This is a genomic window from Ottowia thiooxydans, from assembly GCF_040548795.1.
In the GTDB taxonomy this organism is placed as follows: Bacteria; Pseudomonadota; Gammaproteobacteria; order Burkholderiales; family Burkholderiaceae_C; genus Ottowia; species Ottowia thiooxydans_A.
In genome coordinates this window covers 162,720-177,351 of the sequence record NZ_JBEPSH010000001.1, presented here as the reverse complement: position 1 = coordinate 177,351, position 14,632 = coordinate 162,720, and the positions used below count along the sequence as shown (strand labels likewise).

16 protein-coding genes are annotated in these 14,632 nt (G+C 57.9%); 6 read left to right on the top strand and 10 right to left on the bottom strand.

Features of this window, described 5'->3' with window-relative positions:
- The first annotated feature begins 32 nt into the window (after nt 1-32).
- Nucleotides 33-1,025, top strand: a complete 993-nt coding sequence (locus ABIE13_RS00870; protein WP_354440321.1) for a Bug family tripartite tricarboxylate transporter substrate binding protein — start codon at nt 33-35, stop codon at nt 1,023-1,025.
- Between the two features lie 25 nt (nt 1,026-1,050).
- Here the strand turns inward: ABIE13_RS00870 and ABIE13_RS00865 are convergent, their stop codons facing one another.
- Nucleotides 1,051-1,494, bottom strand: coding sequence for an RcnB family protein (locus ABIE13_RS00865; protein ID WP_354440320.1), 444 nt, complete (start codon nt 1,492-1,494; stop codon nt 1,051-1,053).
- A 284-nt stretch (nt 1,495-1,778) separates the two neighbouring features.
- Here ABIE13_RS00865 and ABIE13_RS00860 point away from each other — a divergent pair, with 284 nt between their 5' ends.
- From ABIE13_RS00860 to ABIE13_RS00850, 3 genes are all read left to right on the top strand, one after another.
- Nucleotides 1,779-2,138 carry a DUF2946 family protein gene (locus ABIE13_RS00860; protein WP_354440319.1) on the top strand — a complete coding sequence of 120 codons (360 nt, stop codon included), beginning with the start codon at nt 1,779-1,781 and terminating at the stop codon, nt 2,136-2,138.
- A 351-nt stretch (nt 2,139-2,489) separates the two neighbouring features.
- Nucleotides 2,490-2,957, top strand: a complete 468-nt coding sequence (locus ABIE13_RS00855) for a copper chaperone PCu(A)C (protein WP_354440317.1) — start codon at nt 2,490-2,492, stop codon at nt 2,955-2,957.
- Between the two features lie 85 nt (nt 2,958-3,042).
- Entirely contained in the window at nt 3,043-3,540 is a 498-nt protein-coding gene (locus ABIE13_RS00850) for a copper chaperone PCu(A)C (RefSeq protein ID WP_354440316.1), read from the top strand.
- A 107-nt stretch (nt 3,541-3,647) separates the two neighbouring features.
- Here the strand turns inward: ABIE13_RS00850 and ABIE13_RS00845 are convergent, their stop codons facing one another.
- Nucleotides 3,648-4,052, bottom strand: a complete 405-nt coding sequence (locus ABIE13_RS00845; protein WP_354440315.1) for a helix-turn-helix domain-containing protein — start codon at nt 4,050-4,052, stop codon at nt 3,648-3,650.
- Nucleotides 4,053-4,130: 78 nt separating this feature from the next.
- Here ABIE13_RS00845 and ABIE13_RS00840 point away from each other — a divergent pair, with 78 nt between their 5' ends.
- Nucleotides 4,131-5,537, top strand: coding sequence for an MFS transporter (locus tag ABIE13_RS00840; RefSeq protein WP_354440313.1), 1,407 nt, complete (start codon nt 4,131-4,133; stop codon nt 5,535-5,537).
- Nucleotides 5,538-5,641: 104 nt separating this feature from the next.
- Here ABIE13_RS00840 and ABIE13_RS00835 read toward each other — a convergent pair whose 3' ends face one another.
- Complete coding sequence (locus ABIE13_RS00835; protein ID WP_354441213.1) at nt 5,642-6,193, bottom strand: MarR family winged helix-turn-helix transcriptional regulator; 552 nt, start codon at nt 6,191-6,193, stop codon at nt 5,642-5,644.
- A gap of 64 nt (nt 6,194-6,257) precedes the next feature.
- On the opposite strand from ABIE13_RS00835, the gene ABIE13_RS00830 reads away from it, so the two are divergent.
- Nucleotides 6,258-7,130, top strand: coding sequence for an EamA family transporter (locus ABIE13_RS00830; RefSeq protein WP_436278363.1), 873 nt, complete (start codon nt 6,258-6,260; stop codon nt 7,128-7,130).
- Nucleotides 7,131-7,186: 56 nt separating this feature from the next.
- Here ABIE13_RS00830 and ABIE13_RS00825 read toward each other — a convergent pair whose 3' ends face one another.
- From ABIE13_RS00825 to ABIE13_RS00795, 7 genes are all read right to left on the bottom strand, one after another.
- Nucleotides 7,187-7,555, bottom strand: a complete 369-nt coding sequence (locus ABIE13_RS00825) for a DUF3325 domain-containing protein (protein WP_354440309.1) — start codon at nt 7,553-7,555, stop codon at nt 7,187-7,189.
- Nucleotides 7,518-9,194, bottom strand: a complete 1,677-nt coding sequence (locus ABIE13_RS00820; protein WP_354440307.1) for a PepSY-associated TM helix domain-containing protein — start codon at nt 9,192-9,194, stop codon at nt 7,518-7,520. Before ABIE13_RS00820 ends, ABIE13_RS00825 begins: the two co-directional genes overlap by 38 nt.
- Before the next feature lie 11 nt (nt 9,195-9,205).
- The gene (locus ABIE13_RS00815) at nt 9,206-9,532 is read right to left on the bottom strand and encodes an iron uptake protein (protein WP_354440305.1); all 327 of its coding nucleotides are present in this window, start codon (nt 9,530-9,532) and stop codon (nt 9,206-9,208) included.
- Nucleotides 9,533-9,572: 40 nt separating this feature from the next.
- The gene (locus ABIE13_RS00810; protein WP_354440304.1) at nt 9,573-12,068 is read right to left on the bottom strand and encodes a TonB-dependent siderophore receptor; all 2,496 of its coding nucleotides are present in this window, start codon (nt 12,066-12,068) and stop codon (nt 9,573-9,575) included.
- 134 nt (nt 12,069-12,202) lie between these two features.
- On the bottom strand, nt 12,203-13,186 hold the full coding sequence (locus ABIE13_RS00805) for a FecR family protein (RefSeq protein ID WP_354440303.1): 984 nt from the start codon (nt 13,184-13,186) through the stop codon (nt 12,203-12,205).
- Nucleotides 13,187-13,229: 43 nt separating this feature from the next.
- Nucleotides 13,230-13,733 carry a sigma-70 family RNA polymerase sigma factor gene (locus ABIE13_RS00800; protein ID WP_354440302.1) on the bottom strand — a complete coding sequence of 168 codons (504 nt, stop codon included), beginning with the start codon at nt 13,731-13,733 and terminating at the stop codon, nt 13,230-13,232.
- 196 nt (nt 13,734-13,929) lie between these two features.
- The gene (locus ABIE13_RS00795) at nt 13,930-14,631 is read right to left on the bottom strand and encodes an ABC transporter ATP-binding protein (protein ID WP_354441211.1); all 702 of its coding nucleotides are present in this window, start codon (nt 14,629-14,631) and stop codon (nt 13,930-13,932) included.
- Nucleotide 14,632: the final 1 nt, after the last annotated feature.

Below are 14,632 nucleotides of genomic sequence, written 5' to 3'. Positions count from 1 at the left end.
ACCCCACCCACTGACCCGAAGAAGGAAAAAGTATGTCTAGAAATCTCCGCTCGGTCTCCCGCAGAACCATGCTCTCCTACGTGGCGGCTCCGGCATTGGCACTACCGGCCGCAGCCGCCTGGGCATGGCCAGACAAGCAAATCAATATGGTGCTGGGATATGCGGCAGGGGGAAGCGTCGACGCAGTCGCACGCTTGATCGCCCCAGCCCTGTCGAACAGGCTGGGGCAGTCGATCGTCATAGAGAATCTGGGCGGCGTTGGTGGGGCCCTCGGTGCCACCCGTGTAGCAAGAGCCGCGCCTGACGCCCATACCCTCATGCTGGGCTCTACGAGTGAGGTGTGTATTGCGTGGGCCGTCAACCCCAACCTGAAATACAACGGGCTCACGGACCTGGCGCCTGTAGGGAACATTGCATCATCGGGGCTCGTCCTGGTGGGTAACAAAGGCATTCCCAGGCAAACGACGCCCGAACTCTTGCAATATGTCAAAAGCAACCCCGGAAAGGTTAGCCTGGCAACGGTTGGAGTCGGTACTCCCCACCACCTCATGCTGGAATACATCAATCGCATGACAGGCACAGACATCCTGCATGTGCCTTATCGCAGCGCAGCGTCCATCACGACTGACGTTATCAGCGGTCGGGTCAGCCTTTCCCTCTTGAGCGTGACGACTGCACTTCCCTTCATCGAATCTGGTCAGCTTCATGCGTTTGCAGTCACCAGTAAGCTGGAAGACCCTGCCCTGCCTGGTGTTCCCCCGCTGTCCAGGGTGGCCGGCTTGAAAGACGCTGTATTCGAGCTCTTCTACGGGATGTTTGCACCGGCCAACACACCGCAAGCCCTTCTTGAAAAATTAAATACTGAACTGAATGCGATCCTGAAGACACCGGATATTCAACAGGCGCTTCTTAAACAGGGGATTGTGGCTTCTGGAGGCAGCATCCATCAGTTCAAGAAACAGGTGCGCGACGATTCGGAAAAGTATCAGCAGATAATCAAGAGCGCGGGGATCACTTTGAGTTGATCCCCTCCTTCTTCACGGCTCGCCGTTAGTTGAGGACAAGCTGCGCGATGATGCCCGTGGCGATGGCAATCAGCACATAGTCACCGCCCACCTGAACCCAGCGATGCCCCCGGGGAGGTGCGCTCAAGTGGTGACCGCGCCAATCGCTGACCACGTAATGTGGGGTCCGGTAATAGGTGGGCAGCCGATCGCCCCTGTAGAAATGCCGGCCAGGACCCGCACCTCTGCCGCGATGTGCATGAACAGGCGGGCGGACGTGGACTGCCACCGGTGCCTGGTAGAGGGGTCCGCGCGGAGGGCCCGCATGGCGACCGTGTTTATGCGCATCGCGCGACGGAGAATGATGACGCGATTGTTCCTGGTGCGGACCCCTGCCATGGCGGTCCTGCGAATAGGGCTGCGCGTTGGCCACGCCTGCACTGATACCAAAGGCCATAGCCGTCAAAGCGATGATGCCGCGTGCGTTCATGGAAATACTCCTTTCAAGGGTTGAAGACTCGTCGCTCCCATTCCATTCACAAGCGATAAACGCCTATTGCGGAATGCGAACATACGCTGGCAATCAGCTTAGATGCGCACAGGGTGCGGTCTTATGACCGGCGTGTAAAGCATCGTGAAGCATGTAAGAACTGAATCAACCGGGCTTGCTCTCGGACTGCGCAACCAGGCCCCTAGCTGGGCAGACACACAGCCTTGGGACGGTGACAAATCCGCATTGAATGGAGTCAAAGGGTTTTCACCGATAATTAGCCTATGCACGCGTTGCGCACATCTTCCGTTCTGAGCCGCCTGGTATTGGTGTGGTTCATGCTGATGCTGGGTGTCGCAACGGCCTCTCCTATCGTTCTGCCCAAGGCTTCGGAAATCATCTGCACCGTCGGCGGCGCGATGAAAGTGGTTTACCTGGACGATGAGAGTCAGGCCGAAAACAATGTCCAGCACACATTGGACTGTTCGCTGTGCTTGGGATCCACCTTACCGCTTCCATCGCAGAGCGTTGTCGGGACCAGCGCTCCTGCGCCCTTGCATCTGTTAATGCCCGAGCTGGCGGCGCCTTTTGCCGCCCTTGCAGGCGCGCCTCTGCCACCTCGCGGCCCTCCCGCTCTTACTTGAGTTTTTCTTAGGTCCTGCGTTGGTTGGCCTAACGCGAATGGTCAAAGATCATGACGAACATGACGAACATGACGAACATGACCATAGGCCCTACCAACGAAGACTCATCATTTCGAGCAAGAATTCGAAAAGCAACTGGCCGTGGATTTCGTGACGCGTTGCGACGTGCCTCTAGCCGCCGCCAGATTTGAATATCTGCGCTTTTCTCCGTAGTCTTTGGGAACATATCCAATCAATCGTCCAGTCAGCAAGTCTTGATATGCGTTCGATCTATCCGACCGCCGTTAGATGACTGTTCAGTTCGCGATGGGCTTGCACCGTTCTCACCCTATTCACTCCAAGAACTTCAACATGAAAATTTCAATTGCATACATCGCCATCGCCGCATCCTTTTTTGCATCAGTTGCCCATGCGCAGGTGACCGTGACGAACGCCTGGGTCAGAGCGACTGTGCCGCAGCAAAAAGCAACGGGCGCGTTCATGCAGATCCAGGCTGCTCAAGACACCAAACTGGTGTCTGTAAGCTCGCCACTGACCCCCGTAGTCGAAGTCCATGAAATGGCCGTGCAAGACAACGTCATGAAAATGCGCCATATCCCCGCCCTCGACCTGCCTGCCGGCAAAGCGGTGGAACTGAAACCCGGTGGTCATCACGTGATGCTGATGGACCTGAAGCAACAAGTCAAAGAAGGCGAGTCTGTACCGTTGACCCTGGTGTTCGAAGACAGCGGCGGTAAACGCGAAACAGTACAAGTTGCCGCGCCCGTGCGCGCCTTGAATGCCGCCGCACAGCACAAGCACGGCGCTGGCAAACACTGAGCGCGGGACTGACACCGAAACGAACCGTGGTGAGCCAGGAATCTAGCGCTGGTTCACCAACTGCCAAGCCATTCGGATACACCACATGTCGACCCATCCCATGACCCGCCGCGCCGCATTGGCGGCCGCCACAATGCTGCTCGTCACGCTCAATAGCGGGGCTCATGCACACGACTTCCGCGCAGGTGACGTGGTGATTGATCACCCTTATGCCACGCCCTCGCTGCCTGGGGTCAAAAACGGCGCTGCCTACTTCCGGGCCATTCGCAACGCTGGGGGTGCAGCTGACCGCTTGCTCGGCGCACGCACGGATGTGGCTGCGAGGGTAGAACTGCACTCCATGCGCACTGAAAACGACGTGATGCGTATGCGCGAAGTGCAAGGCATTGAGCTGCCTGCAGGAAAGAGCGTTCAGCTTCGTCATGGGCAGAAGCAGCACTTGATGCTTGTTGACCTGAAAAAGCCCCTGGTGGTGGGCGACCGCTTTGATTTGACTCTGGTGTTTGAGAAAGCCGGAGAGAAAACCGTGAAAGTCTGGGTTCAGCAGCCCAGAGAAGCCAACAGCGGACACCACCAACACTGAGTGCCGCTCCGCCGCGGCTCACCTCTTCCCTTTGCCACAGGTCGCGCGATGAATGACACGCGCTGTGGAGCGGCATCGCCACTCCAAAAGAGCGCCTCTGCAAAAACCTAACCTGCGGCGATCCCAGGGGAGTTCACGCGCAACAGCTTCCTGAACCTCGTGCACGCCATATGCGATGGCGCAGGACATTCGGCCACGTGCCTAAGCAATTTGCTGAGTGTCATCAGGCGCAGGATCTGTGCATCCAGCTCATCTGCGCGTTGATGCAAGGTGGGCCTTGGCAAGTTGGGCCGCCTTTCCTTGTCGAACATGCCCCTGATCTCATCCAGGGAAAAGCCAGCTGCCTTGCCCAACGAGATCAACGAGAGTTGTACCAATGCGTCCTCGTGGTACTGCCGGCGCAGCCCAATTCTGCTGACTGACTGTATCAATCCCACTTCCTCGTAGTAGCGGAGCGTGGACACGGGAATTCCCGCTGTTTTTGAAAGTACCCCTATATCTACAAGGCTCATGTTCGACCTCAAGTTGACCTCAAGTTGACTTGAGGTTGCATAGTAGGCCTTCATTCCAGATCAAGCAAGGAAACGCCCATGAAGACTGAAGGCTTTAACCCTGAGCAAAGGCTCGTCATGACCGCTTTAGCGGGATCCATCCTCCTTGCCTCCCTAGGCATCAGCATAGCGACCGTGGCACTGCCTACACTCGCGCGAGCCTTCTCTGCGGAGGTTCAACAGGTTCAATGGGTGATGCTGGCTTACCTTCTCGCTGTGACGGTGGCCATTGTTTCGGCCGGACGCCTGGGTGATATGTACGGGAATCGGCGCGTGCTCCTAGCCGGTCTGGCGCTATTTACCTCGGCGTCAGCCGCCTGCACTTTGGCTCCCACTTTGGAGTGGTTGATTGCCGGACGAGTAGCCCAGGGATTAGGCGCCGCCACCCTTCTGTCGTTGCCGATGGCCATGGCCAAAGGGTTGATGCCAAAAGAACGCTTAGGTACCGTCATGGGCTTGTTGGGAAGTACGTCCGCGATCGGCACCGCCATGGGGCCCTCACTAGGCGGCATGTTGATCGGAAAATTAGGATGGCAAGCAGCTTTTGCCTTGTTGACCTTACTCGCTGCAGCCATGTGGATCTTGGTCTCGATTGCAGTGCCGAAGCCAAGAGCGCGACAGGTCACGAGCACCTATATGGATTGGTCAGGCAATTTCTGGCTTGCCGTGACATTGATTTTTCTCTCGCTATCGGCAGCTGGCGGGAAAGTGGTCCTGAACATTGCTCCGATCCTGTCGCTGATGTGCGCTGCCATCGCATTGCTTTTATTTGTACGCGCAGAGCTTGCGTCGGATCGGCCATTGGTTCCCGTGGGTTCGCTGCGAGATCGAAGCATCTCTACCTCCTTGTTGATGAACCTTCTCGTAGGGGCCATCATGATGGCTACATTGGTCGTAGGGCCCTTCTTCCTCTCCTTCGGACTAGGTCTGACCGACGCTCAAACCGGGCTGGTCATGGCAGCCGGTCCTGTTGCAGCTGCGCTTTCCGGGGTTCCGGCTGGACGTTTTACGGATAAATTCGGGGCGGACCGCTCCTTGCTGGCAGGACTCACGCTTTCCACTGCGGGGCTTTGCTGCTTCGCGGTGTTGCCTGGTCTGTATCAGATTCCGGGTTATGTGATTGCCCTGGTACTGCTGACACCAGGGTTTCAGCTCTTTCTGGCGGCCAATAGCTCGGCCGTCATGCTGCGCGCGGCAGATGAGCACAAAGGCATGATCTCGGGGCTATTGGGTCTGTCACGCAATCTAGGCTTTATGGCTGGCGCCTCTCTGCTGCCACTGCTTTTTACATCCGTGCTGGGCGGCGACGGCCTTGCACACAGTTCACCTCAAGCTATAACCGATGCCTTCTCGTGGACGTTTTTCTCGGCAGCGGGTTTGTGCGCTTTAGCCATTCTTCTTGCATTGACTGCCACGAGACCCCTTGCCGCTGCCATTCGCACCTGAACCGATTTCAAAGAATCCAGGCCATGCACGGCCCGCTTTCATTCACAGAGGTCAGTAAGTGGCACCTGCTGAGATGAAGAAAGATGAACCCTATGTCTCCGTAGTCATTTTTCTGGTGAGGAAACTACCCGCGCGGAGTGCTCCTCGAGCGAATTGAGAAGCACAGACAAATGCGCATCCAGTTCAGCCAAGAGCCCCGCAGGCAGCGATTTCAGGATCGACCGCTCTCGCTCCAGGTGAACTTCGACCGCACGATTGACCAGCTCCAGACCCTTTGCGCTCAACGTCACCAGCATGCTGCGCGCGTCGCTTTCATTGGGAACACGCTCGATGAGGCCAGAACCCTCCAGACGCTTGAGGCGGTGGGTCATCGTGCCAGAGGTCACCATCAGTGATGAGAACAATTCGGTGGGGCTCAAGCGATAGGGCTCACCCGCACGGCGCAGCGAGGCCAGCACATCGAACTCCCAGATGCTCATGCCGAACTGGGAAAAGTTTTCATTCAGGCTGTGATCAAGCAAGGCCGCACAACGCTTTATTCGCCCTATCGGCCCCATGGGGCTGGGGTCCAGATCAGGTCGCTCGCGTTCCCACTGCATGAGGATAGCGTCCACCGCATCTTTCGGGCGTGTGGTCAAAGGCGTCTTGGCTTTCATTTGTCTTGACTTCAAGATAAATTACGTTGAGAATCATTTTATCTTGAATTGAAGATAAATGACCATGACGAACAGCGCCTCCCCGCCGCGATGGCAAGACTTCCTGCTGACTGCGGTGGCCCCTGCCATTTGGGGCTCCACCTACATCGTCACCTCCGAACTTCTACCACCGGAGCGGCCATTCACTGCAGCACTGATCCGAGTGCTGCCAGCTGGGCTTCTGCTCATCCTGATCACGCGCCAGAAACCTGAGTCCCAGCATTGGATTCGCCTTCTGATCCTGAGCGCGCTGAACATTGGCGCTTTCCAGGCCCTGCTCTTCGTGGCAGCGTACCGTCTGCCAGGCGGACTGGCAGCGGTTCTTGGGGCGATTCAGCCGCTCTTGGTGATGGCGCTGGCGTGGCTGGTGGATGGCAGGTCCCCGGCACGTACCGCCTTGATCGCAGCGCTGGCAGGTGTCTTGGGGATGGCCATGCTTTTGATCTCGCCACAGACCGTATTTGAGCCCATCGGCATACTCGCCGCATTACTGGGTGCAGCGTGCACTGCAGCAGGTGTCTGGCTGACCCGCCGCTGGCAACTGCCACTGCCTGTGCTGGCGCTTACTGGCTGGCAGCTGTTTCTTGGTGGGTTGATGCTCGCCCCATTGGCACTTCTAGTCGATGCTCCCCTCCCCCGGTTAACCCTTCCACAGTTCGCAGGATATGCCTACCTATGCCTCGCAGGCGCTCTGCTGTCCTATGTGTTGTGGTTCCGAGGGATTGAGCGACTGTCTTCCGTGGCGGTGACATCCCTGGGGTTGCTGAGCCCCTTGACAGCCGTGATACTAGGCTGGGTGTTCCTGGCCCAATCCATCACCGGAATAGCTTTCGCCGGATTGGCGATCGCTTTGGTAAGCATCCTTGTCGTTCAGTGGACCTCTGCACGACCTGGTTGATGATGCAGTCTTGGAGGCTTGGCCCTGCTTCAGGAAAAAAGCGCAGTCAAAGCAAACTAGCTTCCGCTTCTCCCTCGCACCAGCCAGGCCAGAACTCTCAGACAGCGCGGTCTCCAGGTCAAGATCAATGCAACCAGCAATGCGGCAGCGGTCAGCGTCATAACCCAGACCAGAACTGCCATGGACGGATGGTCCGTCCAATGACATAGAGCCAGTCCACAAGCCAACGACAGGACGCCGCACACTCGCAAACGGATCACGAGCTCAGGGTCCTGCATTTGGCCTTGAACCTGCTCCCAGTGGAAATCCAGGGACAACGCCAGCCAAGCCATGCCGAGCACGTTTACCAAAGCCGCGACGAGCATGACCAATGCGGCAGCACTTGCATCAAGCACCGGCTGTCCTTGAGTGCCGGGTGGGCTCATTTTTATCTGCGTTGGACTTCAAGCGGCGCGCGGCCACGAAAGCCAGCCCCCCTGTGCTGAGGAGGAAAAGGTCCACGCCTGCCACCGGCCAGTAGGTGCTGGTGAACACCGTCTTCAAGAGATGGTCGCCTGTAGTGATCCAGTTCAGCAACACCGCGGCCAACGCCATGGTCGCAACTGCGAGACATTGCTCACGCCACGCTGGGCTCTTGCGACTCCGCGCGACGGGCGCATTGCGCAGGAAGGCGTGCGTCATTGCCAGCAACCAGCCAGTCCAGAACACGAGCTGCTCCAGGCGGCCCCGCGGGATCCACCCCGTGGGCAAAGCTTCCGGCAGAAGTCGATTCGCGATGAGCAAGCTCAGAGTGGCTATCAGCATGCCTGTGATGATGGTCACAGCCATCGCGTCAACCACCCTCGCACCTTGTGCTCCCGCTTTGGCATGCTGCATCTTCCGTTTCTCGACGAAGAAAATGAAACCCGTGGCGATGCATACACAACCCATCAGACCTCCCAGCACATAGAGCCAGCGCAGCAACCAATGACGGAAGTGCTGCAGGTGCAGCCCCGTTAGAAATGTGTTGATGCTGCTCACAGTGGAGCGCGGCGGGTCCTGGCGCAAAACTTCGCCTGTCGCGGCTTTGAAGTGAATGCCATCGCCAACCAAGGCAATACGGTCCGTACCCGCACGGTAGATACTCACGAAGCCGTTGTCATCCCCGACATGGTTGATGGAAAGAAAACCCACCTCCCCCGCCATCCCCATCAACTCCCACCGGCGCTGTGCTTCGGCCACCATGGCGTCCACGGAAGCCAGAGGCGCGGCCACACCCGCGCGTTCATGCGGCAAGCCTGTCTCTTGAAACTCCAGTTTTTCGTGCAATTCGTGCAGTGGGCCCAGCTGAATGTCAGACACCGGGAAGTAGACGCCTGCGGAGATCACCATGCCGGTAAAGGCAAAGAAGAAATGAAACGGCAACGCCAGCACCCCGGCCATGTTGTGCAGGTCCAGCGTACTGCGCTGACTGGACCTGTGACTTCTGAACGTAAAGAACTCTCGAAACACCTTGCGATGCATCACCAGCCCGCTGACCAAGGCCACCAACATGACCAGCGCTGCAAAGCCGCCAATCCATGTACCCAAGCGTTTCCAACTCAGGTTAAGACTGTAATGAAGAGGATAGAAAAATTCGCTACCTATCTTGAGTCGGTCTTGAGGTAATGCGGCACCGCTGCGAGGGTCAATCGTCAAGGTACCTGCAGCAGCCTCCTCAGGGTCCTTGGCATTGGGGACCACATGAGCAGAAAACAGACTTAGCACTGGGTCGCGGTGCGTGGTGTAGGCCTCCCAACTATGGACGGTATTGAAATGCTCGGGCAATGTGCCATTGACGCGGTTACGCATGAAATTCCTGCTGGACTCATCGGGCTGCATGGCCTCAAAGACAGGTCGCAGCACTTTGTCGAACGACGGCATGGGCTGGGGCGCGAAACGTGATGAGGCAATCGCCCAACGGTCAATTTCACGGTCAAACACCGACATGGAACCGAAGAAGAAGCACACCATCAGTACAAAGCCCAGAACGAGACCGAACCAGGTGTGCAACCAGGCCATGGATTGGCGCAGATTCTGAAACATACGCGCCGCCTTCAAGTCAGGACGAGCTGCAGCAATGAAGCCATCGCCGTCATGACCACACCGCTAACGGCGAGCACGCTCCACACCAGCGCTGTGCTGCGCCTCGAGAATGCCCATAAAAACGCGACCAGGTACACCAGCATCCCCAGGATATTGCTCAAGCGCTCGGCGTCGTTGAACGGCATCCCCAGCGAGAAGAAACCTGATATGCCGAGAGCAATGAAGCCCCAAGTGAACATATAGCCGCCCAGGCACGCAGCGAATATTCGCGGCACGGCGTGCCAGCGCGAACGGAAGTTATGGCTGGCCATGGTACTGATAGCGAATGCGTGAGGCACCGAACGCACCAAAGTGTGCAAACGGGCTAATGAGTCGCCTCTAGAACCGATATTTAAGGTTGATGGTTATCCTGCGTGGCTCACCAAAGGTGGAGTAGTACTTATTTTCCAGATAAGCGCGGTACTTGCGGTCAAACAGGTTGCTTACCGCCATCACCAGTTCTGTCTTGGGAGTGATCTGGTACTTGGCCATGAGACCGACCAGCAAAAGCCCGCCACTGCGAATGGTGTAGGAATCGCCAGTGGTCCAACTCGAGTCGTTGCGATAGACCTTACTGCGCGCAGTAAGCGTACCGCCTAGCGTCCAACTGGTCCCAGGGAGCGCATAGGCGGTAGAGAGGCGAAGACTGTGCCGAGGCAACTCAGGGCTGTAACGCTGCCCATCCGTGCCGCCGCTGGCGTACTTGCTGTCTACCAAGGTGTAGCCCGCGGCCACGTTCCAGCCAGGCGCGAGCAGGCCGCTCGCACTGAGACTGATACCCTGGCTTACCACCTTATCCGCGGCTACATAGCAGGTACCTCCGCAGGGGTTGGCAGGGTCGTAGGGCACAGTGGAGTCTTCGCGCGGGAGGTTGGTTTGTTCCAGACGGAACAACGCCGCTGCAACGTGAAGCCGCTTGTCGAACAAATCTCCTTTGATCCCCACCTCATAGTTCGATCCAACCACCGGTTTGAGAGATGAACCACCCACGTTCTTTTCCGCTTGCGGATTGAAAATGTCGGAATAGCTTGCATACACGGAAGTCTGTGGAGTCAGTGCCAGAACCACGCCGGCATAGGGACTGATGACTCCGGTTTCTCGGCTATTCGCGAGCCCGGTCGTCACGTCCAGTTCCTTGTAATTGCTGACTCGAATGCCGGTGATGAGCTTGAGCGAATCATTGAGATTGAAACGGGCCACACCATAGGCCCCCAGCTGGGTGGTCTTGGTGTTGCTGGAATAGCCGCCACCTTCCGGACCTTCATCCAAAGACATGGGGTCGAAAGAATAGACATTGAAATCATTGGCAATGGCATAGCCCGTGCCCCGGGATTTGTAGTGCATGGACGACCCGTTCAAGCCGAAAGCAGCCTCGTGCTTTCTCCCAAAAAGATGGAAAGGTCCCGAAGCATGGACGTCCAGTGCATTGGTGCTGAAGTCCTGTGTCAAGCGGCGCTGACGTTGCAGCTCCAAGCCTTCGCCTGTCGCCACATCCAACTCACCCATCACGTAGCTGTCGCGAAACGCACTCATGGCGGTCTTCCCATGAGTGAACGTGGCCTTGGCCTGCCAGTCTCCGGGAAGACGCTGCGTCAAGCCCAGCGTGGTCAGGGTGTATTCCTTCACCGTGCGATTGCCTCCATCTGCAAAAAAGGATGACCGCGGGATATTCAGTTCGCTGCCATCGCCTGCAAATGGCGCGCCATAGTCATGACGCCCCACGTCTCGCTGGTATTGCACGCTGGCGTCGAGCATGGTGGTAGACGTGAGGTCGGCCTCCACCACACCATAGAGAACCCGGCGATTTCGGTAAGCGTAGTCCACGAACGACTGACTATTGTCCGCCACGACCACCAGGCGTCCGCGAACACGAGCCGACTCTGCGAATGGCCCAGAGATATCCCCTACGATGCGACGCCCGTTCCATGAGGAAAGTTGTGCCTCTACATGCGCTTGAAAAGTCTCTGTCGGCCTCTTGCGCACGAGGTTGATGGTGCCGCCAGGCGCTCCTGCGCCCGTCAAAAGGCCTGCCGCACCCTGGAGCACTTCAACCCTGTCAAGGATGGCATTGTCGATCTGAGGGTTTCGGTTGTTGTTGCTGATGCCCACCGGATTGGGGGTACCGTCATACTGAGACTGCATGGCAAAGCCGCGGCTGTAATACATGCTGCCGTTACCGCCCTGATCAGCTACGAATGCTCCACTGACTGATTTCAACACGTCGTCAACGGACGTCATTCCGAAGTCTTCCATCTGCTGGCGTGTCACGACGGTCACCGTCTGTGGAGTCTCGATCGGAGTGAGCGAAAGCTTGGTTGCCGTGTTGGTGTACTCAGCCTTATATGTTTGAGAGCCCTCAGTGACGGGGCTGCGCTCGGCCTGGGCTGTGACCTTGACCTCCGGCAGAACTCCTGCGCTTGAAGACGACGAAGACCCCTGCGCGCCCGAGGGCATCCGTTGCACAAGAAAGCCCCCATCGCCCTGGCGAACAGCCTGAAGCGCTGCACCCACAAGCAATATTCTCAAGGCGTCAGACACGGTATGAGCGCCTGACAGACCTGGACTTTGCAAGCCGTTGGTCAACTCCGTCGAGAAAGACAGCATGATCCCGGCCTCCCGGCCGAAGCGATTGAGCACCCCAGTCAGCGGACCGGCGGGTATGCTGTAGGAACGTGAGGCTTCCGGCTGCGCGTGCACGGAAGTAGCCGCCAAGGCGATCGAGCCTGCCACCACGCCGGCCAAAGCATGTGCCACGGCCAATGCAATGCCGCTGCGTCTGCCATACCGAAGAGCTGCGGACTGAATCGAAGGGTGATAAGGCACTGTCTGGCGCATGTGCGCTCCTCTTGAAAGCAAGTAAAGATGGGTTCCTTACTTTCATTGCCACTTGAGAACGCAAAAGGGATCAATCGACAAGAAGTTTTTTAAAAATTTTTAACTTCATGGCCGCCCGAGGGCTCGCGGCGAGCTCATTCGCTACGGGTCGAAGGCTGCACGCTCGCCCAGAAACGGGTGCGGTAATGAATTTCAACTGGCAGCGCCCTGGTGAGCATGCCCAGTACCTTGGTTGTATCGCTGACAGGGTAGGTGCCGGTCACTCTCAGATGCGCTACCGAATCTGCACAGCCTAGCCAGCCAGAGCGATAGCGCGCCAGTTCAGCGATGAATGCAGCCAGCGGCATGTCTTGTGCGACGATGATCCCTTGTATCCAGGCCGTGCTGCTCTCGTCCGCATCGACAGGCTCAGCCACCTGTTCACGTGTAAAACGTGCCTGCTCACCTGCATTGAGCAGACGAGGACTCCCCTGCTCGGGCTGCACCATGACAGCACCGGCGTAGACGGCCACAGTGCTTTGTCCTCGCACCGTCTGGCGAACCGTGAATTGTGTGCCTATCGGCTGTACACGCCCCTCCGCTGTATAGACAAAGAAGGGACGAGACAGAGCGCGATCATCTGGCCCGCTCGCTACAAAGATTTCACCAGCCACCAGCCGAACCCCGCGCTCTGAATCTGAGAAAGCCAACTCTATCGCCGTATCAGAATTGAGCTCTATGCGCGTGCCGTCCGGGAGCATGATGGTGTCGCGCTCGCCCACCCCTGTTCGGCGATCTGCCGCCCATTGGCGCCACGGCACTCGCTCTTCGCCTACCCAGGCTATCCCGCCCGCAAAAAGGGCCACCGCCAGCGCCTGTACTGTACGCCGTCGGCCAGAAGATTTTGCAGGAGACAGGGCAGCATGGGCCAGAGCCGGTTGCAGCGCTTGAAGTTTGGTGCCCAGTGACTCAATGCGCTGCCAGGCACGTTCATGATCTGGATGCGCTGCTCGCCACCTTTGCCATTCGTAGCGTGTGTGTTCGCCAACCTCGTCCGACTGAAGCTCCACGAGCCAGGCCGCCGCTTTCTTCCGGACGTGCTCTGGAATAGGAATATGGTTGGCCGTCGGAGCAGACATGAATCGAGGCTTTAAGGTGTGCTAACGCAAGGCGCGATGCGCGTCAGTCCTGGAAACAGCACTGCTCCAGCGCTCGGGCGATGTAGCGCTTCACCGTAGGAATAGACACACCCAGCTGCAACGCAATATCCGACTGGCGCAGGCCGTCAAGCTGCGACAAGAGGAAGGCGCGGCGTACCAGCGACGGCAGGCCATCTAGCAAACGATCTATCTCCACCAGAGTTTCAAGCATGATGGCTCGAGATTCCGGAGATGGCGCTACTTCTTCGGGCACCAGAGCGAGCGCATCCATATAGGCTTGCTCAATCTTGCGACGCCGAATATGGTTGAAAACGACACCCTGCGCCACCGTAGTCAAAAACGCGCGCGGCTCCTGAATGACCAGCGGCGCGTCCTTGCACAGCACGCGCACGAAAGTGTCGTGTGCGAGATCCGCCGCATCAAACGAATTGCCCAGTCGCCGACGCAACCAGGCCTGCAGCCAGCCATGATGGGCGGAATACAGATTTTCCAGACTTCCCGGTTCATCCAAGACATGCGCAGCCACAAATACATCCCAACCAAAATGCGATGACGACGCCCGTCCTGCGGTGGCTGAGATGTGGCGGCTGCTGAATCTTTAGCGCGAAGTTGGACGGGGAACGCCGCGATTATAGGCACCCAATGAGAATTACTCTTATTTGCATAAGATCAACCGCGCCGACAAGTAGGCAAGGCTTTTTTCAGCGGTGCGTCTTCCGACGTCAAAGTCCCAGGTAAGCTTTTTGCACCATCGGGTCGGAGCGGACAGCTCGGCTGTCTCCTGTGAATGCAATGCGGCCCGACTCCATCACGTAGGCGCGGTCTGCCACTGTGAGTGCGAGGTGCGCGTTCTGCTCCACCAGCAGGATGGTCGTGCCCTGAGTGCGCAATTGCCGGATGATGCGAAAGACCTCGTGCACGATAACCGGGGCCAACCCCATGCTGGGTTCGTCAAGTAGAAGCAGGCGCGGCCTGGCCATCAGAGCGCGACCCAGTGCCAACATCTGCTGCTGCCCGCCCGACAGGCTGCCGGCTGGCAAGTGCTGCTTCTCACGCAAGATAGGGAACATGTCCAGCACGCGCTCTATGTCTTGCGGGACCTCTGCCTGATCGCGCACGTACGCCCCCATGAGCAGGTTGTCGCGCACGCTCAGAGGTCCAAAGACCTGACGCCCCTCAGGCACCTGCGCCATGCCAGCGCGCAATCGCACCTGTGACGGCTGTGCACTCATGTCTTCCCCGCCAAAGACAATGCCACCGGAGGCCAACGGATGCACGCCCGACAATGTTCGCAGCAAGGTAGTCTTGCCTGCGCCATTGGCGCCTATCAAGGCCACGATCTCACCGGCGTCTATGTGCAGGGACACGCCGTGCAGCACTTCAATGCGGCCATAGGCGGCTCGCATTTCCTGTACTTGGAGCAAC

Coding starts and splice junctions, on each gene's coding strand:
- ABIE13_RS00870 (WP_354440321.1), top strand. CDS start 33: ATGTCTAGAAATCTCCGCTCGGTCTCCCGCAGAACCATGCTCTCCTAC.
- ABIE13_RS00865 (WP_354440320.1), bottom strand. CDS start 1,494: ATGAACGCACGCGGCATCATCGCTTTGACGGCTATGGCCTTTGGTATC.
- ABIE13_RS00860 (WP_354440319.1), top strand. CDS start 1,779: ATGCACGCGTTGCGCACATCTTCCGTTCTGAGCCGCCTGGTATTGGTG.
- ABIE13_RS00855 (WP_354440317.1), top strand. CDS start 2,490: ATGAAAATTTCAATTGCATACATCGCCATCGCCGCATCCTTTTTTGCA.
- ABIE13_RS00850 (WP_354440316.1), top strand. CDS start 3,043: ATGTCGACCCATCCCATGACCCGCCGCGCCGCATTGGCGGCCGCCACA.
- ABIE13_RS00845 (WP_354440315.1), bottom strand. CDS start 4,052: ATGAGCCTTGTAGATATAGGGGTACTTTCAAAAACAGCGGGAATTCCC.
- ABIE13_RS00840 (WP_354440313.1), top strand. CDS start 4,131: ATGAAGACTGAAGGCTTTAACCCTGAGCAAAGGCTCGTCATGACCGCT.
- ABIE13_RS00835 (WP_354441213.1), bottom strand. CDS start 6,193: ATGAAAGCCAAGACGCCTTTGACCACACGCCCGAAAGATGCGGTGGAC.
- ABIE13_RS00830 (WP_436278363.1), top strand. CDS start 6,258: ATGACGAACAGCGCCTCCCCGCCGCGATGGCAAGACTTCCTGCTGACT.
- ABIE13_RS00825 (WP_354440309.1), bottom strand. CDS start 7,555: ATGAGCCCACCCGGCACTCAAGGACAGCCGGTGCTTGATGCAAGTGCT.
- ABIE13_RS00820 (WP_354440307.1), bottom strand. CDS start 9,194: ATGTTTCAGAATCTGCGCCAATCCATGGCCTGGTTGCACACCTGGTTC.
- ABIE13_RS00810 (WP_354440304.1), bottom strand. CDS start 12,068: ATGCGCCAGACAGTGCCTTATCACCCTTCGATTCAGTCCGCAGCTCTT.
- ABIE13_RS00805 (WP_354440303.1), bottom strand. CDS start 13,186: ATGTCTGCTCCGACGGCCAACCATATTCCTATTCCAGAGCACGTCCGG.